Here is a 19875-nt window from a genome sequence, read left to right as displayed (position 1 = left end):
CCGACTATACGACCTATTAAGGGCAAGAACTGGTGAAATGGGCATGGATAGTATTATTCAGTAGCTTTTCGATGATGAGTTTTGCTCTTCAGGGCAATCAGGAGCGCGCCGCTCAGGTGATTGTTACCGAGGTTCGTTATGAACATGAAAGTCAGCGTATTGAGTCGGTGGGAACTGCTCAAGCTTTACGCTCCGTGACCCTCTATCCGGCAGTAGCGGATATAGTGACTGCGATTCATTTCAGTCCGGGTGAAGATGTCAGTCAGGATCAGGTATTACTGGAGCTTGATTCACGACGCCAGCGGGTAGCGGTGGAGAGAGCCTCTATTCAACTGCAGGATGCTGAGCGCACGCTGCAGCGTTTACGAACGAGTAGCAGCCAGGGAGCCGTGCCTGAGAGTGAAGTGGATGATGCGGTAACCATAAGAGACTTATTAGAAGTAGAGCTAAAGGCCGCTGAGACAGAGCTTGAGGATCGTACACTCAGAGCTCCTTTTAGCGGAATAGTAGGCCTTACCGACGTTGAAGTGGGTGATAGAATCACAGAGCAAACTGCTATTACTACTCTGGATAAAAGAGAGCAGCTACGAATTAACTTCAAAGCCCCCGAGTCAGCGTTATTTCTGCTGGCGCAAAAACCAACTTTGACCGTACAGCCCTGGCAAAACAGGTCCCTTCAACTTGCCGCTGAAATCAATGAAATTGACTCGCGTATTGATATCAATGACCGTACTTTACGTGTACGTGCATTGCTAGATAATGAACAGGATTTGTTCCGTCCAGGTATGAGCTTTCGTGTTCGTCTTGAGCTGCAGGGGGATAGTTACGCGGTAGTGCCTGAGGCTGCCTTGCTCTGGGGGGCGACCACTGCATTTGTGTGGAAAGTTGAAGGGGAACAGGCCAGGCGTGTCGACGTGCAAATTAAACAGCGCCTTCCTGGTCGTTTACTGGTATCCGGTGACCTTGCTCCAGGTGACTTGTTGATAACTGAAGGGGTACAGAGTCTGCGCGAAGGGCAGCGGGTGAATTTTGCAGGACCCTCTGGAGAAGGCGAATGAGCCGGCGGTCTGATGATAAGGATTTACCCTCGCTATCGATCCGCCGACCGGTTTTGATAGTCGTACTCAACCTGTTAATTGTAATAGCGGGAATAGCGGCGATAAGCGGTCTTGAAGTGCGTGAACTTCCTAATGTAGACCGACCGGTAGTTACCGTGACTGCAGCTTTCCCTGGCGCAGCGCCGGAAACTGTGGATACCGAAGTGACCAGCCGACTGGAGGGGGCGGTTGCGCGGGTTAGTGGTGTGCGCTCAATAAGGGCGTCTAGTGAAGAAGGCAGTACCCGCATTGTAGTGGAGTTTCGTCCGGGTATTGATTTGGACAACGCGGCTAATGAAACCCGGGAGTCGGTAAGCCGGGTGCAGCGTGAGTTACCGGATGGTGTCGAGCGGCTGGCTATTATTAAAGCCGATAATGACGCCCAGTCGGTGGTCAGCATTGCGGTGTCGAGCGAAAGTCTGGATTTGGAAACTATGACGGAACGCATTGAGACCGACCTTGCTCCGCGGTTTTTAAATATTCCCGGCGTGGCGGATGTGCGTCTCGATGGCGACCGGCGGCGTGTGCTGCGGGTCGTTTTAGACCCCATGAGACTGACCAGCTTTGATCTTTCCGTCACCCAGGTAGCAGACGCTTTGCGTCAGGCTCCTTTTGATGTGCCAGCGGGCAGTCTGCGCTCCACTGATCAGCAAATTATAGTGCGTGCTGATGCGACTTCAATTACCGCGGAACAGGTTGAAAACATTATCGTCTCCGGTGATACGCGTATCGGTGATATCGCTAGTGTTTATTTTGGCCCTGCTGATGCGCAAAGCATGGTCCGCCTGGATGGCCGCCCCGTCATCGGGCTGGGTGTGATACGTCAGGCAGGCTCCAATACCATACAAATTTCCAATGAAGTATTAGCGCTGGTTAAGCAGCTTGAGGCCCGTTTCCCGGATTTACAAATGCAGGTAACTTCCGATGATGCCGAGTTTATCCGCGGTTCGGTTCAGGAGGTCATCACCTCCCTTATCCTGACTATTCTGCTGGTTATTATTACCCTTCGAGTGTTTATCGGCTCCTGGCGGGCCACTATAGTGCCGGCGATAGCTATACCAGTATCGTTGTTCGGTGCGGTGGCGGCTATCTGGCTGTTGGGATTCTCAATTAATATATTAACGCTGCTGGCACTGGTGTTGGCTACCGGTCTTATTGTCGATGACGCTATTGTAGTGACTGAAAATATTCAGCGACGCCGGGCTTTGGGATTAGGTGCGCGCGCTGCTGCAGTGTTGGGTACAAGAGAAGTGTTTTTTGCGGTAGTAGCTACAACAGCCGTATTGGTGGCTGTTTTTGTGCCTATTGCTTTTTTACCTTCGACTGCAGGTCGCCTGTTTCGTGAGTTTGGTGGCGTGCTCGCAGCGGCGGTTATTATTTCCTCCTTTGTTGCTTTGTCATTAGTACCCGCGCTGACAGCCCGTTTGCCAATTAAGAAAAACAGTAAAAACAGGTTGGCTCCGCTGGGTCATAAATTAGTGAGCGGGTATGCAAAAAGTCTGAACTTTTCACTTAACCATGCCTGGTGGATATTTGCTGCTTGCTTACTGGCAGCGATAGGTGCCGGTAGTGTATATCAGGTTCTGGATAATGAACTGATGCCCGATGAAGATCGTGGTGTTATCCGGATTTTTGCCCGTGGACCAGACGGCGTGGGGCTTAACTTCATGGATCGGCAAGCGGATCGTATGGAAGATATTCTTCTTCCGTATGTCGACGAAGGTGATGTTGACTCCATTTATACCGTCGTGGGGCAATGGGACCCTAATTTAGTGTTTATTACGGTACCGCTTAAAAACTGGAGCGACAGAGATCGTTCGCAACAGGAAATTATAGGGGAAATACGTGGCCCATTGTCTTCTATCCCTGGTGCGCCCGGACGGGCATTCGGGTCGAACAGTCTTAATTTAAGGGGCCAGGGCGGCGGAGGTCTTCAACTAGCACTAACTGGTGAAACGTACGCTGGTATTTACGCTGCGGCGCAGGATTTTGCTGACCTGATTCAACAGGAGCTTCCTGAATTAGGTAACCCGCAAATATCTTATCAACCGACGCAGCCACAGTTGCGGGTAAATATAGACAGGCGCCGGGCAGAGGAGCTGGGTGTTCCTTTGTCCGACATTGCGACTACGTTGCGCGTTGCTGTTAACGGTGATGACGTTGCCGACCTGAATGTTGGTGACCAGTCAGTACCCGTTATTCTGCAGGCTGATCGCACTCGTGTGGTGGACCCGACAGATTTAAATAATCTTTATGTTGGCTCGGTGAATGGCAGTCTGGTGCCCTTATCCAGTCTGGCTTATATATCAGAAGAAGGTGTTGCGGCGGAGCTGGAGCGTCAGTCGCAACGTCGTGCTATTGAGCTGGAAATGGAACTGGGTCCGGGGATATCCATGGAAAGGGCGGTGAACGAAGTGCGTGAGTTGGCCTTCGCTAACCTGCCGGACCAGATAGGCTTGGTGTTTCTGGGCGAAGCTCTGACTTTTGAAGAGACGGCACGGGAAGTGACGCTGACCTATGTACTGGCGTTTATTATTGTTTTTTTAGTCCTGGCTGCGCAATTTGAAAGTGCCAATAGTGCAGTGGTGGTTATGACGACGGTACCTTTTGGTATTGCAGCTGCCTTGTTTGCGCTCTTTATAACGGGAACATCGATCAATATATATTCGCAAATCGGGTTGGTGATGCTTATAGGGTTGCTCGCTAAAAACGCCATCCTGCTAGTTGAGTTTGCGGATCAACTGAGAGACCGTGGTTATGCTGTGCGTAAAGCGGTTGAAGAAGCGGCTAAAATTCGTTTACGTCCTATCACCATGACCCTGTTGTCTACTTTACTGGGGGCGTTACCTCTTATCTTATCTAGCGGCGCGGGTGCGGAAGCAAGGAATGCTATTGGCTGGGTTGTTTTCGGTGGTTTGGGCATTGCTGTGGTTTTTACCTTGTATCTGACCCCGGTTCTTTATCTGGCGCTGGCCCGTTTTACGAAACCTCGCGCGGACGAAAGTGAACGACTGAAGTCCGAGATGGATGCAGCTGAGCAACGCGGCGAGCTATAAAAAAGTCCCGGGCATTTCATTAATGACCGGGACTTAGATTTTATTCACAGAGCCTTTTTTAAGAACTATTTCTTAGAAACTATAACGGAAACCCAGTGAGTAGGTTGTTGAATAACGGCGGGTGTCGCGGTTAAACAAAGACGGGTCGCCGAAGTAATCCTGATACTTTTCACCAAAGATATTTGTGGCATCGAAAGTCACAATCAATTCATCTGTGACCTGATAACCTGCTGAGAAATCAGTGAAGTTCAGTGACTTGGCTATTACCTGCGATGGCATATTGGCCGTGTTATTAAATTCGACTAAATGGTCATCGCGATAGGTATGTGACAGACGTGCATTGAAGGGGCCTTTTTCATATACCAGAACAGCACTTAAAGAATTCTCAGACACGCCCAGCATAGGTTGTTCAGAGCCATCTTCAGAGGTCGTATGGGCATCAATATAGGTATAGCTGGTTTGAATGCCTATACCATGCAACCACTCAGGTACAGCATCCGGGAAGTATTGTAAGCCCAGCTCCAGCCCCTTCATCTCACCGCTACCAGAGTTAGTCGGACGGGTTACGCTGTAAACCTGGTCATCATAGGTTTCATTGGTTGTGCTCGGTTCTATCCAGTTTTCTACGTCGCGATAGAACAGGGTGCCATAAATAGCTGAGGTTTCGCCAAAGTAATACTCGGCCCCGAAGTCGAAATTGGTCGCTTCGACCGGTTGTAGTTCAGCATTGCCGCCGTCGCCCAGCCCTACCGCATTGGTTTTGCGCTGGGTAACGAATTCTCGGACCATGTAACCGAGAGGCAAAACTATTTGTACCTGGCCCATTCAAAGCTGCGGCAGTGCGCGTTGGGTCCGGAAATACTGTTAGGTGAGTTACCAGCCCATGTGACCGGTCAGTCACGTATAGTGCGGGATCAGAAGGTGATCTGGGAAAAACCTTTTGTCAGTGGTGAAGATAATATGTCGCACAGCATTGCCAACCTGGAAGGGCATCACTTTAAATATCCGCAATTCTGCCGGCCTGGCGATGCGCATATGCATTTCTTCGGCACTGCTACCCTGAGTTTTGGCGATGGCATAACGACCCGTGGCGGCGATGTATTTGAAATTACAGCGGAAGGTTTTGGTCGTTCGTTGCAAAACACATTGGCAGTAGAAGCTGCAGGTAAGCCGATTAAGGTGAAAAGCCTGGCATAGGGCTGATTAGCTCTGGGTATCAATCTGAGGTAGCTGTTCGAGCTCAGCTAAGGTGTGTTCCAGAGCGTGCTTAGCGTGGGTTAGCAGAGCTTGCATCTCAAACTTAGCGCGCTCTGGGTCACCATCTTTGATCGCCAGGTACACGGCTTTGTGCCCTGGCAGAGAGTCGACATATTCTTCTGCTATCGCACTGCTTAAACGAAAAGAACTTTCCAGCGCGGTTTCTATGGTCATGCCCAGAGACGCCATGAACTCATTGTTCGTCGCTTCCAGCAGCGCCAGGTGAAAATCCAGATCGCTTTTATAAACCTGATCAGTGCCTAACTTGGCGGATTCCATGTCCTGATAGGCCTGGGCTAAGACTGTTATTTGTTCGTCTGTGCGATGCATTGCTGCCAGACTAGCCGCATTGGGTTCTATGATTTCTCGCATTTCGTACAACGACATATAAAACTTAGGGTCCGGATTGGTATTAAAACACCAGCGCAGCACTTCGGCGTCAAACATATTCCAATTCTTGCGCGGTCGGATTCGAGTACCCAGTTTAGGGCGGGACTCAATTAAACCTTTAGCGGTGAGCAACTTAAAAGCTTCACGCAGGGTAGTTCTGGATACGCCAAGTTCTTCGCCAATGTTATTTTCATTGGGTATGTAATCGCCTGGAGGATACACACCACTCACAATTCTCGACCCCAATTCTTGGGCAACCCAGGAATGAATGCTCTGCGGTCGGTTTCTTGTGGGTGTTTTCATGCTTAATCCTCGCAGAATAGTCAGAGCAGTATAACATCATGCCGTGCTTAAGGTCTTCCGAAAAGTCCGGAACAGGGCCGTTAAAGGCCCTGATTGAAAGGAGCTTAGCAGAGTTATACTTTCTTTACCACGAGTCGACTATGCTACTAAATACGCGGTGCCAGCCCTTTATTCAAAGCTTTACGATAGGCCGTAATGGCAGGTACACAAGCGATGACTATAGCGCTGATCAAAATCAGCAGCGAAATGTCGACTGTGGTCCTGTTCAGTAACTGGGCGCTAATCATAATGCCAAAACGTTCGGCCAGGTACGACTGACCAAAATAAAGTATGCCTTGCACAAAAGCCAGCGCACTTACTAAAGCGGCCAGGGTAATGCCAATAACTTCAGCCTGAATCAGCAGGAAAATGGTGACAGGCCGTGCTCCGGTAGCTCGCAATATAGCAATTTCCCGTTCCCGCTCTTTCATTGATGCCAGCAAGGTAGTGACCAGGCCCGCAAAAGCAGCGAATAACACTAAGGCACTGATAATGCGTAGCAGATTCTCGACACTGGACAGCATTTGCCATAATTCAGCCAATGCTACGCCGGGAAGAATAGCGGTCAGAGGTTCATTGCGGTAGTCATTGATCTGTCGTTGCACCGTGAAGCTGGCAACCCGTGATTTCATGCCTACCAGAAAAGCAGTAATCGCCTCAGGGGTTAAGTCCTTTTGCATGGCTTCTTCAGCGGACACAGACTGGCCTGGCATCGGCGCTCCGTGTTGCCAGTCCAGGTGAATGGCTTCAATGGCCTCAAGGGATACATGCAGGCTTTTATCTACAGGCGTGCCGGTGGTCTGTAAAATACCAACCACGGTAAAAGGCTTGTCGTCGTGATGCATAAAGCTGGTTGAGCCGGTGCCATGGGAAATGACGATTTCATCGCCCAGCGTATAACCCAGATCACGGGCTACTTCCGCCCCCAGGACTACATCATAGAGTTGCCCGAAGGGCTCGCCTGCGGAAAACGACAGTGGCTGTTGGCGGGCATATTTAAAATGCCTGAAGTAGTCGCCATTAGTGCCAATAACGCGGTAACCCTGGTGCGAATCACCCAGTGAAATAGGCACCGTCCATTCAATCTGACGGTGCTGTTTTATATGTTGGTAAGTATCCCAGGATATATTGTTGGTGGGGTTACCAACCCGGAAAATGGAGTATAACAGCAGGTTCAATTGACCGGAGCGGGCACCAACAATAAGATCGGTTCCGGAGACTGAACTGGTAAAGCTGGCTTTTGCCTGCTGGCGAATGTGTTCAATGCTAAAGAGCAGGCTCAGGCTGATAGCCAGTGTAAGCACCGTCATCAATACAGTGCCACGACGGCTGAGCAGGCTTTTTAAGGTGATTTTTAGAAACATGTCATAACCCCCGGTGCGCTTTCCTGCATGCGCAAGGTGCGCGGGAAATGGCTGCGCAGCCCCTCATCGTGGCTGACAAAAACTATGGTAGTGCCACAAGCTTCGCTTTCACGAATCAGTAGCTGCAAAAAGCCATCACGGTTATCAGTGTCCAGTGCTGAAGTGGGTTCGTCGGCGATCAGAATACTGGGTTTAGTAATTAAAGCACGGGCTATGGCAACCCGTTGCTGTTGGCCAATACTGAGTTTGTTCGCTTGTGTGTCCGGATCTATGTCGCCAAGACCCAGCCGTTCCAGCAGCATATCAGCACGGGGCACCAGTTCCTGCAGTCGTTCTTTAGCAAAATAAGCGGGTAGCAGGATATTCTCGCGCAGGGAAAGATAGGGGATTAGATTGAGTTGCTGAAAAACGAAACCTATATGCTGCGCCCGCAGTCGATCTCGCTTACGCGCCGATGTTTGCAGACTCTTGCCGTTAATCCAGATCTGTCCAGTTTGTGCCGTCGTCAGGCCCGCTAACAGACTGAGCAGGGTGCTTTTACCACTACCGGATGCGCCTTTTATAAAGGTATGTTCACCGCGTTGGATCTGCAGCTCTGCGATATTGAGTTGCCAGTTGGATTTCTTATTCCATTGAAATTTAAGATCGGAAACCCGTATAGGTTGATATTGATTTAGCATGGGGTTTTAAGTAAGGTTGCGAGTTATGTTATACCATAACATACAGTGAGTCTGATGATTTTTCAAAGAAGTTTAGTAGGCTTGGCATTGCTTGTTTTTGCCGGGCTGCAACCGTTATATGCGGATGAAAAGGTGTACAGCATAGAGTGGGAAGATCTGATGCCTGCTCACATACTGCAGATGTTAGATGACATACCTATGGTGGAGCACGATTACAGCGAAGATGCCACGGATCCTTTTACTGACGACTGGGAAGACCCTTATGCTGATGCCTGGAATGAAATATTAACCTCCACCGAAGTGGTGGACGCTTACGAGAACAACATTATCAGACTGCCAGGTTTTGTGGTGCCGCTGGATGTAGACGATGACCAACGAGTGCTAAGCTTTTTTATTGTGCCTTATTTTGGCGCCTGTATTCATGTGCCGCCACCGCCGCCGAATCAGCTGATTTATGTTGCTGATGTGGATAATGCGCCGCCCCTGAGGGTGGAAAGTATGTATACGGCTTTTTGGTTTACCGGGCGACTCAAGATCAGTGAAAAGCAGCATGATATGGGTCATGCTGCCTATTCGATGGAGCTCTTGGAGATGGAAAAGTATCAATTCTAATTGAATTGCAGGCGGGCGTTGCCAGGTGTCAGACGTTGACTGCCATGGTTCATGTCGCTTAACCATTGAGTGTCGATGCGTTCAACAGATGGGAAGTGCTCAAAAAAGGATACCGTGAAATATTCAGGAGTCTTGCTGTTGCATTGGAAATAGAGTTCAGCAAAAAAATCGCCGTGACCGGACCCCTGAAGTTGAGTGCTGGTTGCATTCGCGTTTTCCAGCAAGCAGTCTGTCCCTTGCTGAAGTTTAAGCCACTCTCCCTGGCGCAAGAGAGCAATAGCGCTATCAATAGCGTCTTTTTGCTCCTGCGTGTCGGGTTTATGCTCGAAACCAACGATATCTGATGCTGGTGCCTGCAGCTCAATCTGTATTTCTCCTTCAGCCATAGCAATGCTGAGGTAAGCCACGCCATGCACATGAGAGCCCTGTTGAGTATGATCTTTGCTGTGATCATGCTCTTCGTTATGACTATGACTATGACTATGACTATGTTCGCCATGAGCTATGGCCTGAGCGGCGGGTAAAGTCATTAAACCGATGAAAAATGCCAGATAGGTTATGCGCATTAGAGGGTCTCTTTTAAATAATCTGCTAATGAGTTTTGTATAACAGCCTTCCCTGGCCGCCACTCACATCACTTTCAACTGAAATATAAAGTCAGGTTGAAAACTCTCTCACCAATGTTATGTTATAATATAACACTGGAAAGTAAAGTACTGTCGCCTGCAAAATGTCCATTAAAGTGGATTTTTTGACCAGATTTCAAGATTTCTCCGAATCCGTAGAGGATTATTATGCATAATAGTGAGCTGCAAGATCAGGAATTGCTAACCCGGGTGAGCCGTAATGCGGTCTTTAGCCAGGACGTCGATGTGTTAACTCATATTTTCAATGAGGATATTAATCTGGCTGGTTGGCAGCGTCAGTTGTCCAGCCAGATTCAGCAATACCTGGTGTATCTCATAGGCTCAGGGTTTAACCAGTTACGCTGTATCACCCGGCTTAACGATTTAGTCGACGTTTTGCAGCAGGAATTGCCTGAACATGCAGCAAAGGCGGCTTTTGTTGAAGATGTCTATCAGGTTGCTGATATGTATGCATGTCTGATGGAAGCTGAGGAGTTGGGCGTTCGTCTGACAAAGTTAACGGCTGCCATGTGCCCGCGCTTTCATACCGACAAGTTACCCTGTCGACTGATTACTACTTATGCGGGCTGCGGCAGTGAATGGTTGCCCGATAATGCAGTGAACAGAGATTATCTGGGGCCCCAGGGGCACGGCAAAGAAACCAGGTTGTATGCCGATCAGCAAGATAAAATTCAACAACTTGCAAGCGGTGAGGTAGCCCTCTTCAAAGGCGATGGATGGCAAGGCCACGAGAACAGGGGCATAGTGCATAGATCACCAGCTCTGGCGCCAGGGCAAAGTCGAATTATTCTGACTCTCGATGGGCGTTAGGGGCCGCCGAAAACCCATATAGTTAACCACAGGACGGCGACCAATCTAAGACACTGTATGAAAAATAGAAAGCGCACTATAGTGACGATGTATCTGTTGTGAAAAAAATCGTTGCTCTTGGGAACCAGTGCAAATTATGCGAAATCAAAAAAAATTAATAATCATGCTGTTGTTGCTCGTACTTGTAATTGTTGGTGTGTACCAGGTCCACAAGCCCTTGCCTGCCGGATTAAACTTCGAAGGGCCACCGCGAAGTGCCACTGATGTGGAGTTTTTGGCGGATATTACTTATACCGATACGAATGGTGAACGCCAGATCGAGCAGCAGATATTTGATACCGTATTCGAGATGATTGCTGAGGCACGTAAGTTTGTCCTGGTGGATATGTTTTTGTTTAACGATTTTAAGGCGGATGAGAGAGGAGCCTATCGTCCTCTCGCAACGGAGCTCACCGAGGCGCTCATTGCCCAGAAGGATCGTTACCCTGACCTTGAGGTCTGGGTAATTTCAGATCCGCTGAACAATGTATATGGCGGTCGGACCTCAGCACACTTCGAACAGCTGAGAGAGGCCGATATTCCCGTTGTGATTACCGACCTTACTCGCTTGCGCGATAGCAACCCGCTGTATTCTGCGTTTTGGCGCCCTTTTATTCAGCCTTTTGGTAATAGCGAGGGGGGGATCTTGCCGAATCCTTTTGGTGAGGGGCGAGTGTCCTTGCGCAGTTACCTGAAGCTGCTTAATTTTAAAGCGAACCACCGTAAGCTAGTTATTACTGATAACAACAATCAATTAACGGCTCTGGTGACTTCGGCGAACCCGCATGATCCAAGCAGTGCTCACGGCAATGTGGCGCTGCGCTTCAGCGGACCTGCAGCCTGGGATTTACTGGCCAGCGAAGCGGCGGTCCTCAACTTTTCGGGCAGATCGGCGCCAGAAACGGATTTGCAACCGATGGAGCCGCCTCCGAATAGTGATGTAACCGTGCAGGTAGTTACTGAACGCGCGGTGGAGCGCACCTTGCTGCGCATTATTAATGAAGCCGTGAGTGGTGAGAAGTTGGATTTGGCTATTTTCTATCTTTCTGATCGTCATGTGGTGCGAGCTTTACAAGATGCTGTGACCCGGGGAGTGCAAGTCAGGGTGCTACTTGACCCCAATAAAGAAGCATTTGGGCACGAGAAAATTGGTGTGCCTAATCTTCCGGTAGCACAGGAGCTAAATGGTGCCGGAGTGTCGGTACGCTGGTGTGATACTCAAGACGAGCAGTGTCACTCTAAGTGGTTGCTATATAGAGACAATGAAGGCCGTGCGGAAATGTTGCTTGGTTCGACTAATTTTACCCGGCGCAATTTACACAACCTTAATCTCGAAACCAGTGTGGTACTGCGAGGGGAAATCGAGACTGAATCTTTGCAACAAGGCTTGCGTTGGTTTGAAGACCAATGGAGCAACCGAGAGGACCGTCAGTTCAGTGTCGATTACGCGACTTACGCCGAGGAAAGCTTATGGCTTCGATTTCTGTATCGGACAATGGAAGCAACGGGGATAAGCACGTTTTAGTTTTCATAAAACTGTCATGTGAATCAAGTAGGCTTAGTCTTCTATCTGAGTCGCATTCCATTTATTACCTTTTTAGGAGCTTAGTGTGCCTGCTACCCGTAAAAAACTGTCTGTCGATCTGAGTGGGATTGATCCAATTTGTAATTCGTCTTCAGGAGAGGACTTTTACGATGTAGTTAATCGCCAGATGAGTCGCCGCTCTGTTCTTAAAGGTGGTTTAGGTTTAGCGGTCGGCGCTTTTATAGCATCTCCATTGCTGGCCGCCTGCGCTCCTCGTGTAGGACAATCATCTTCAGCAAATGCCGTTGCTCAAGGCTTAGGTTTTGAACCCGTGATGACCAACAGGGTGGACACCGTTACTGTGCCTAAGGGATATCGGGCCACACCTTTTTTGCCCTGGGGGACGCCATTGACAGCCAATGCGCCTGAATTTCGTAGCGACGCTTCAAACAGCGCGCTTGATCAGGCCCGGCAGGTGGGTTCGCATCATGATGGTATGCACTTCTTTCCCATTGATGTAAAAAAGGGAGGAGACAGTTCTGTTGAAGGCTTGCTGGTCATGAACCATGAATATGTGGACCCAGATATCCTGCACAGTGATGGTCCCTCACAACCTCCAAGGCCCCAGGATGAGGTGTTCAAAGAACTCATGGGGCATGGTGTGTCAGTAGCGCATATTCGTCAGCAGCGGGGCGGTGAATGGATACTGGTCAAGAATAGCCCTTACAATCGCCGTATCACCGGCAATACTCCGATGGCAATGGCAGGCCCTGTGACGGGTGACGATAAACTCATCACTAAATACAGCCCGGATGGCACCAGTACCCGAGGCACTATTAATAACTGCGCGCATGGCTTTACTCCCTGGGGCACATACTTAACCTGTGAGGAAAACTGGGCTGGGTGTTTTATGAATGATGACAGCGAACAACCCCGCGAACATGCCCGTTATGGGGTACGCCAGGGTAACAGTCGTTATTATTGGGAAACCGCAGCACCGGCCAGTGACGATACGGATCGCTTCAATGCCTCAATCCTGGCTGACAGCCCGACTGAAGACTACCGAAATGAACCCAATCATTTTGGTTGGATTGTAGAAATTGACCCTTTCAACCCGCGTAGCACTCCGGTAAAACGCAGTATGTTGGGACGCTTTGCCCACGAAGGCGTGGTCTTTGCGCCCCCGGTGGAAGGTGAGCCCCTAGTGGCTTATTCTGGTGACGACGCCCGTTTTGAGTATATTTATAAGTTTGTCAGTGCCAAACCCTACCACCAGGCGACAGCTTCCGGCGATTTGCTGAATGACGGTAAGCTCTACGTTGCCCGCTTCAATGATGACGGCAGCGGGCAATGGCTGGCACTGGATATCAATGATCCTGTATTCATGGCGCAGGCACAAAGCGCAGGGGTTGATTTTGCGACTCAGGCTGACGTCTTGCTGAATACCCGTTTAGCGGCAGATGTGGCTGGCGCTACTAAAATGGATCGACCTGAATGGGGTGCCGTGCACCCGCAAACCGGTGAAGTTTATTTTACCTTGACCAACAATACGCGGCGTAGCGAAGCGCAGACGGATGCTGCCAATCCGCGCGCTGAAAATGCTTATGGTCATATAGTACGCTGGCGTGAAGCTGAAAGTCAGCAAGCGGAACATTTTGCCTGGGATATTTTCCTGCTCGGGGGGGATGTGGGCACAAGTACCCCGGATACGGCTATTACGCTGACAGAGGAGAACCATTTTGCCTGCCCTGACGGCCTTTGGTTTGATCATCAGTCACGCCTTTGGATTCAAACGGATATGAGCGGCCCTACGATGCAGCAAGGCCCTTTTGGTAACAACGGCATGCTTGCAGCCGATCCGGTCAGTGGCGAGTTGAAGCGTTTTCTGGTGGGCCCCGTGGACTGTGAAATCACTGGGGTGGTGACCACGCCGGATAGCAAAACTATGTTTGTTAATGTACAGCATCCCGGGGAAAGTTCTGGCCCTGGTGAGTTTAGCAGTCACTGGCCCGATGGCAACGGCCTGCGCCCGCGCTCTTCGACCATAGTTATTACCCGCGATGACGGTGGTGTGATCGGGGCTTAGCTGAATACTCTAATGCCCCGGATTACGGGGCGGTTTTTATAAATGAACCGAGAGTAAGTGAGCAGCAACCGGGATATACAAAATTACGTTCAGTGGGAAAGTAACTCCAAGGGCAGCCAGCATGGCTTTACTGATGTTCGCTTCTGGAATAGCTGCACGAATGGCCGCGGGAGCTGCGATATAGGAGGCACTGGCACTGAGTGCGCCTAATATCAAAATGCTGCCTACCGGAAGGTTCAAGAATACACCGAGTAAAATACCCGGCCATATCATAATCAGTGGTGCCAGTGCCGCGAACAGAATCAGGCGCCAGTGCTCTCTGGGTAGAGGACGGCAAATCCGCGCTGTGGTTAAGCCCATTTCCAGTAGAAATAACGCCAGCAACAAAGTAAAGCCGTCAATTACCAGGGTTTTGATAGCACCCAGCCCTTCGGGTCCATACAGCCAACCTATAGCAACGCCTCCCATTAACAGAATGACGCCCCGGCTGGTGAAGGCTTCATGCCAGATGGCCGACATTTTTGCGCCTTCTCCGCCATTACTTGTGCGCCAGTGGTAGAAGGCCAGCATCAGAATGATCGCAGGTAGCTCAAGAATGACCAGGTAAAGGGTAGCATCGGCAGAAATGGGTAGCTGATAACTTTCAGCCAGAGCCCAGGCAACCGCAAAGGTGCCGGCACTCACTGAGCCGTAATGCGCGGCAAGGCTTATAGCATCTGCCGTAGGCAGTTTTATAATTTTGTTTAAAATGGGTAACAGCGCAAAAGGTATGATGAAACCCAGTGACATAATGGCCAATAGTTGTCCCCAGATAATCGACTGACTGTCGCTGTGCAGGGCTAGCCCGCCTTTTATACCGATGCTTAACATCAGCAGTATGGTCAGTATTTCATAAATCTGACCAGGCATTTTGAGATCTGATTTGACGATGCCAGCGATCAGGCCGAGGACAAAAAAGGCAATTACAATATCAGGCATCACAGCTCCAAATTTTGATTTAGAGCGCAAGTATGGGGAATGCTATGTATAATTAAAAATTAATATTTACACTATTTTATATAGCTTTTTATCTATGGGTCGCTTATGGATTTACGTCATGTAAACTTTCGCTTGCTGGAAGTCTTCACTCAGGTTATCGAGCACCAGAGCATTTCTTCGGCTGCACGTCAGCTGCATCTTACACAGCCGACTATTTCTGCTCAGATCAAACGATTAGAGGATATATGTGGTACCAAGATTCTCTTTCAGCAGGGGCGGCAGATGTTACCCACTATCGCTGGGAAGGAATTATACAAAGCAGCCGGAGATACGATTCGTCGTATGCGGGAGTGTGGTGAAAAGATAGCGGCTATTGAAAGTGGCGTAGTCGGAGAGCTAACCATTGCGTTGGTCAATACGGCGCAATATGTGGTACCTCAGTTAGTTGCTGAATTTAATCGCTTCTTTCCTGATATCCAGGTGAAACTGCGCATTGGTAACCGCGAAGCGACACTGCAGAGATACTTTCATAACAAAGACGACCTGTATATTTTCAGTCACCCGCCCACCGACTCCAACGCAGATGCTCAGGCGTTTATGCGCAACCAGCTTGTGTTAATCGCGCCGCAGGATCACTGGGCCGGTAACCAATCGGAGATTGATTTTTATGCCTTGCAGAATGAACGCTTTTTGGTTCGCGAACCAGGCTCAGCAACGGCCATGGTATTCGACACCTGGTTAGCTGGTCAGGGGCTGCATCTGAGTCAACGGGTAGAAGTTGAGAGCAATGAGGCCATTCGTGTCAGTGTGGCTGCCGGCAGTGGTCTGGCGGTGTTATCTGAGCATATTGTTGAACATGGGAGTGACCCGGTCAGCATACTCAAAGCAAAAGGTTTTCCATTGCCCGGGCAGTGGTATCTGGTCAGCCGAAGGGACAACCTGAACCAGCGGATGGTTCATCACTTCAGGGAGATTGCGTTGGGTTCCAGTTTACCCGTCGAGGGAAAGTAATACTGCAAAGCGAATGTTTTCAGTTCCAGTTGCGATATGTTATAACATAACAATTACTTACTGGAGCCGATTTTATGCAAACATCAAAACTGCCTGTTACGGTTCTTTCCGGCTTTCTTGGAGCCGGCAAGACTACTTTGTTAAAGCACTTACTGAGTAATCGCGACAATTTACGTATTGCCTTGATTGTAAATGACATGAGCGAACTCAATATTGACGCGGATAGCTTAAAAAATGATGTCGAGTTGCGCCGGGCTGATGAAAAGCTGGTTGAGCTCAGCAATGGTTGCATCTGCTGCACACTGCGCGAAGATTTATTGACCGAAGTTGCTGAGCTGTCAAAAAGCGGTAAATACGATTACCTGATTATTGAAAGCACCGGTATTTCAGAACCGCTTCCGGTTGCTGAAACTTTTACTTTTGAAGATGAAAACGGTCAGAGTCTGTCTACTTCAGCGACTTTGGATACTATGGTCACTGTTGTCGATGCGGCTAATTTTTTAACGGACTATGAAGAGGCGGATTCGCTGCAAGAGCGTGGCGAGCACCTGGGTGAGGAAGACGAGCGCAGTGTCTCAGACTTATTGGTTGACCAAATTGAGTTTGCCGACGTTATTGTTATTAGCAAAACAGATTTAGTGCCCGCTGAGCAGCTGCAACAGGTGTTGGGGGTGGTAAAAAGCCTGAATCCGGATGCCAGAGTCTACCCGATACAGAATGGCGAAGTTGAGCCAAAGCTGATTTTAAACACAGGCCTTTTTGATTTTGATAAAGCCTCGTTGGCTCCCGGCTGGCTCAAGGAAATGCGCGGTGAGCATACCCCGGAAACGGAAGAGTACGGAATCAGTAGCTTTACCTATACCGCACGACGTCCATTCCATCCTGATAAATTCCACCAGTTTCTGCACCAGTCATGGCCCGCAGGCAAACTAATTCGGTCAAAGGGTTACTTCTGGCTAGCAAGCAGACCGCATCAGGCGATGCAGTGGAACCAGGCCGGCGGCATCGCCCGTTATGGTGTGGCCGGCTATTTCTGGAAGTCCTTGCCAGCCAAAGACTGGCCGACCGACGAGGAAAGTGTGGGTTATATCAATGAAAAATGGGAAGAGCCTTTTGGGGACATGCGCCAGGAACTGGTTTTCATTGGTCAGGGCATACAGAAAGACGAAGTGACCGCCAAACTTGACCACTGTTTGCTGAACGACGAAGAGCTTGCTGCAGGCGTGCCCTTCTGGTTACAGATGGATAATCCTTTTGGTGATGTTTAACCGCTGGCTTAAGGAGTATCTATGTCTCATTTAACGGAAAAAGAGTTACTCGCAATGAGCGAGGATGACTACATGAACCAGGCTCAGCTCGAGTATTTTGAGCGCCTGTTGCTAAGTCAGAAAGCAGCCACTATGGAAGAAATAGAAGAAGCTAAAACCCGTTTGGGTTCGCCTCCGGAATCGAATGATGAAGGAGACCGCGCCCAATATGAAGAAGAGTCGGCCTTGTTGATTCGGCTGATTGACCGCAAACGGCGGTTATTGCCCAAAATCGACCTGGCTTTGACTAAAATTCATAAAGGTACTTTCGGTTATTGCGTGGAAACCGATGAGCCTATAGGTATTAAGCGTCTGTTGATAAGGCCCACAGCGGAGTACAGCACGGATGCCAAGGAAATTCATGAGAATCGGGAAAAGCATTTCAGGCTTTGAACGTTCGATACGAGTGAGAGTAGGTAACGGGTGAATTTTGTAATTAAAAACGCAAAGGTGGTGAACGAGGGGCGCCAGTTTCACAGCGATGTTCTGGTGCGCAATGGGTGTATTGATAAAATACAGAGTGAAATAAATACCCCACGTTCATTCACTGAGTATGACGCGGAAGGTCTGTTGTTGATGCCTGGCATGATAGATGACCAGGTGCATTTCCGAGAACCCGGGTTAACGGCAAAGGGTGATTTAGCCACGGAATCTATGGCCGCTGTTGCAGGTGGCATTACCTCGGTGATGGAAATGCCGAATGTATCGCCTGCAACTACCAATATGTCAGCGATTGCCCACAAACTGGATTTAGCCAGCACTAAGTCATTCTGTAATTATGCTTTTTACCTGGGTGCTACGGAATCCAATATTGACGATATTAAGTCCGTGGACATAGACCGTGTATGTGGAGTGAAGGTGTTTATGGGCGCGTCGACCGGGAACTTATTGGTGGAAAACCCGGCTGCCTTAGAAGCCATTTTCAGGGAGTCGCCGATACTAATTGCGACCCACTGTGAAAGCGGTCCTGTGATTGAGCGCAACCGTTTATCTCTGCAAGACCCGCTAACCATATTTGAGCATGCTGCGTTACGTAATGACGAGGCTTGTTTTGTGTCATCGTCCTATGCGGTCTCCCTGGCTCGTAAATACGATGCGAACTTGCATGTGCTGCATCTGACCAGCGCAAAAGAAATGCCGTTGTTTGATTCGGGCCCTATTGAACACAAGAAGATTACGGCTGAAGCCTGCGTTCATCACCTGTGGTTTGATGATCAGGATTATGCCCAGTTGGGCAATCTGATTAAGTGCAATCCTGCCATTAAGTCAGCACAAGACAGGAAGCAATTATTGCAGGCGCTGCGTCATGACGTGCTGGACATTATCGCAACGGATCACGCACCGCATTTATTGAGTGAAAAAAATCAATCCTATCCTGCTGCCCCAGCCGGCATTCCATTAGTGCAACATGCCCTGCTTATGCTGCTGGACCTGGTTAAACAGGGGGAATTGAGTATTGAAAGCATGGTGCAGAAAGCCTGCCATAATCCCGCTATTCGCTTTGAAGTAAAAAACAGAGGCTTTATCCGCGAAGGTTATCATGCGGATCTGGTGCTTCTTGACCCTGCAACGCCTACTCATGTCAGTAATACAGACACTTTTTATAAATGTCAGTGGGCGCCGTTCGATGGCCAGAGCTTTTTCAGTTCGGTGAAAAGCACCTGGGTGAATGGCATTCAGTGTTATCGGGATGGAAAAATAGTCTGCGCTCAAGCGGCTGGGCAGGCGATTGAGTTTACGCGCTCAGGAGAGCATAAAAGATGAGTTATAGATCCCCCATGAGTGATATCACCTCAACAAAGTTAGGCCAGTCTGAATCCGCGTTAAAGTGGGTGGGCATGGAAAAGATAGCGTTGCCTGTTCTATTGCCAGTCGATAATCAGAATCAGGCATTGACTCACTGTTATGTTGATACTTTTGTCGGGCTGGAGAAAAAGTCGGCCAAAGGCATTCATATGTCGAGACTCTATCGTTTATTGAACGAATTGTTTTCGCATCATTTGCTTACAAATAAGCTGATACGTCAGTATCTGACACAGTCTATTATAGACCAGAACGGCATTTCAAAAAGTAGTCGGGTTGCTTTTAGCTTTGAATTGGCGCTACAGAAAAAAGCACTGGTAAGTGAGTTCAGCGGCTATCAATTTTACCCCTGTAAAATTGACGTTCAGTTTAAGCAGCAGAAATTTTTTACCTCGGTGCACTTAACCATTCCTTATTCCAGCACATGCCCTTGTTCTGCGGGCCTGGCCAGAGAAGGTTTGACGGAGCAGCTGGATGCTGTATTTGAGCATGAAAGCATTAACAAAGCCCAGTTGCTGGATTGGATTAATAATCCTGAAAATGCTGTACCTACCCCGCATAGCCAACGCTCTTTTGCGGAGATTGAACTGTGCTTTGAAGGTGTTCAGATTCCAGATCTTTCAGCTCTGGTTAATCAATTTGAGCAGGTGATAGGTACGCCTTTGCAAACCGCCGTGAAGCGGGTTGATGAAAAGCAGTTTGCTGAAAATAACGGAGCCAATTTACTTTTTTGCGAGGATGCCGCCAGGCGTATTAAGGCCAGTATTGAAGGCATTGAGGGGCTTGTGTCGTACAATCTGAAAGTCAGACACTTGGAAAGCCTGCATGCACACGATGCGGTAGTGATTGATTATTACTAATTATTTTTGGA

General features: G+C 49.1%; 18 protein-coding genes. 12 read left to right on the top strand and 6 right to left on the bottom strand.

Annotation, left to right across the window (positions count from 1 at the left end; all coding sequences use genetic code 11):
- The first annotated feature begins 71 nt into the window (after positions 1–71).
- Together CWE09_RS09520 and CWE09_RS09515 are read left to right on the top strand one after the other, a co-directional pair.
- On the top strand, positions 72–1058 hold the full coding sequence (locus CWE09_RS09520) for an efflux RND transporter periplasmic adaptor subunit (RefSeq protein ID WP_126803727.1): 987 nt from the start codon (positions 72–74) through the stop codon (positions 1056–1058).
- A complete protein-coding gene (locus tag CWE09_RS09515; protein WP_126803726.1) occupies positions 1055–4153 on the top strand; it encodes an efflux RND transporter permease subunit in 3099 nt (1032 codons plus the stop codon). Before CWE09_RS09520 ends, CWE09_RS09515 begins: the two co-directional genes overlap by 4 nt.
- A 72-nt stretch (positions 4154–4225) precedes the next feature.
- Here the strand turns inward: CWE09_RS09515 and CWE09_RS09510 are convergent, their stop codons facing one another.
- Positions 4226–4942 (bottom strand): TonB-dependent receptor domain-containing protein, encoded by a 717-nt coding sequence (locus tag CWE09_RS09510; RefSeq protein ID WP_198679689.1) that lies wholly within the window; start codon positions 4940–4942, stop codon positions 4226–4228.
- A 57-nt stretch (positions 4943–4999) separates the two neighbouring features.
- Here CWE09_RS09510 and CWE09_RS09505 point away from each other — a divergent pair, with 57 nt between their 5' ends.
- Positions 5000–5350, top strand: coding sequence for a hypothetical protein (locus CWE09_RS09505; protein WP_198679687.1), 351 nt, complete (start codon positions 5000–5002; stop codon positions 5348–5350).
- A 6-nt stretch (positions 5351–5356) separates the two neighbouring features.
- On the opposite strand, the gene CWE09_RS09500 is transcribed toward CWE09_RS09505, so the two are convergent.
- From CWE09_RS09500 to CWE09_RS09490, 3 genes are all read right to left on the bottom strand, one after another.
- Positions 5357–6103, bottom strand: coding sequence for a FadR/GntR family transcriptional regulator (locus CWE09_RS09500; RefSeq protein ID WP_126803724.1), 747 nt, complete (start codon positions 6101–6103; stop codon positions 5357–5359).
- Between the two features lie 146 nt (positions 6104–6249).
- Positions 6250–7506, bottom strand: a complete 1257-nt coding sequence (locus tag CWE09_RS09495) for an ABC transporter permease (RefSeq protein ID WP_126803723.1) — start codon at positions 7504–7506, stop codon at positions 6250–6252.
- Positions 7497–8186 carry an ABC transporter ATP-binding protein gene (locus CWE09_RS09490; protein WP_126803722.1) on the bottom strand — a complete coding sequence of 230 codons (690 nt, stop codon included), beginning with the start codon at positions 8184–8186 and terminating at the stop codon, positions 7497–7499. The genes CWE09_RS09495 and CWE09_RS09490 overlap by 10 nt, the downstream gene beginning before the upstream one ends.
- 81 nt (positions 8187–8267) lie before the next feature.
- Between CWE09_RS09490 and CWE09_RS09485 the strand changes: the two genes are divergently transcribed.
- A complete protein-coding gene (locus CWE09_RS09485) occupies positions 8268–8798 on the top strand; it encodes a DUF3299 domain-containing protein (RefSeq protein WP_241974331.1) in 531 nt (176 codons plus the stop codon).
- Here the strand turns inward: CWE09_RS09485 and CWE09_RS09480 are convergent.
- The gene (locus CWE09_RS09480) at positions 8795–9364 is read right to left on the bottom strand and encodes a ZrgA family zinc uptake protein (RefSeq protein WP_126803720.1); all 570 of its coding nucleotides are present in this window, start codon (positions 9362–9364) and stop codon (positions 8795–8797) included. The genes CWE09_RS09485 and CWE09_RS09480 overlap by 4 nt on opposite strands.
- Before the next feature lie 228 nt (positions 9365–9592).
- Between CWE09_RS09480 and CWE09_RS09475 the strand changes: the two genes are divergently transcribed.
- The 3 genes from CWE09_RS09475 (at position 9593) to CWE09_RS09465 (ending at position 13905) form a co-directional block, all read left to right on the top strand.
- Positions 9593–10255 carry a DUF1826 domain-containing protein gene (locus CWE09_RS09475; RefSeq protein ID WP_126803719.1) on the top strand — a complete coding sequence of 221 codons (663 nt, stop codon included), beginning with the start codon at positions 9593–9595 and terminating at the stop codon, positions 10253–10255.
- A gap of 136 nt (positions 10256–10391) precedes the next feature.
- Positions 10392–11819 carry a phospholipase D-like domain-containing protein gene (locus tag CWE09_RS09470; RefSeq protein ID WP_126803718.1) on the top strand — a complete coding sequence of 476 codons (1428 nt, stop codon included), beginning with the start codon at positions 10392–10394 and terminating at the stop codon, positions 11817–11819.
- 85 nt (positions 11820–11904) lie between these two features.
- Positions 11905–13905, top strand: a complete 2001-nt coding sequence (locus CWE09_RS09465) for a PhoX family protein (RefSeq protein WP_241974330.1) — start codon at positions 11905–11907, stop codon at positions 13903–13905.
- A gap of 36 nt (positions 13906–13941) precedes the next feature.
- Here CWE09_RS09465 and CWE09_RS09460 read toward each other — a convergent pair whose 3' ends face one another.
- A complete protein-coding gene (locus CWE09_RS09460) occupies positions 13942–14883 on the bottom strand; it encodes a sodium-dependent bicarbonate transport family permease (protein WP_126803717.1) in 942 nt (313 codons plus the stop codon).
- 105 nt (positions 14884–14988) lie between these two features.
- Between CWE09_RS09460 and CWE09_RS09455 the strand changes: the two genes are divergently transcribed.
- The 5 genes from CWE09_RS09455 to folE2 all read left to right on the top strand — a co-directional run bounded on the left by CWE09_RS09455 (position 14989) and on the right by folE2 (position 19864).
- Positions 14989–15894 (top strand): LysR family transcriptional regulator, encoded by a 906-nt coding sequence (locus CWE09_RS09455; protein ID WP_126803716.1) that lies wholly within the window; start codon positions 14989–14991, stop codon positions 15892–15894.
- Between the two features lie 74 nt (positions 15895–15968).
- Positions 15969–17162 (top strand): zinc metallochaperone GTPase ZigA, encoded by a 1194-nt coding sequence (gene zigA / locus CWE09_RS09450; RefSeq protein WP_126803715.1) that lies wholly within the window; start codon positions 15969–15971, stop codon positions 17160–17162.
- A 21-nt stretch (positions 17163–17183) separates the two neighbouring features.
- Positions 17184–17594 carry a TraR/DksA family transcriptional regulator gene (locus CWE09_RS09445; RefSeq protein ID WP_126803714.1) on the top strand — a complete coding sequence of 137 codons (411 nt, stop codon included), beginning with the start codon at positions 17184–17186 and terminating at the stop codon, positions 17592–17594.
- 30 nt (positions 17595–17624) lie between these two features.
- The gene (locus tag CWE09_RS09440) at positions 17625–18965 is read left to right on the top strand and encodes a dihydroorotase (RefSeq protein ID WP_126803713.1); all 1341 of its coding nucleotides are present in this window, start codon (positions 17625–17627) and stop codon (positions 18963–18965) included.
- The gene (gene folE2 / locus CWE09_RS09435; RefSeq protein ID WP_126803712.1) at positions 18962–19864 is read left to right on the top strand and encodes a GTP cyclohydrolase FolE2; all 903 of its coding nucleotides are present in this window, start codon (positions 18962–18964) and stop codon (positions 19862–19864) included. Before CWE09_RS09440 ends, folE2 begins: the two co-directional genes overlap by 4 nt.
- Positions 19865–19875: the final 11 nt, after the last annotated feature.

The sequence above is a fragment of the Aliidiomarina minuta genome (assembly GCF_003987145.1).
GTDB classification, from domain to species: Bacteria; Pseudomonadota; Gammaproteobacteria; order Enterobacterales; family Alteromonadaceae; genus Aliidiomarina; species Aliidiomarina minuta.
This window is presented reverse-complemented; position numbering and strand designations above follow the sequence as displayed.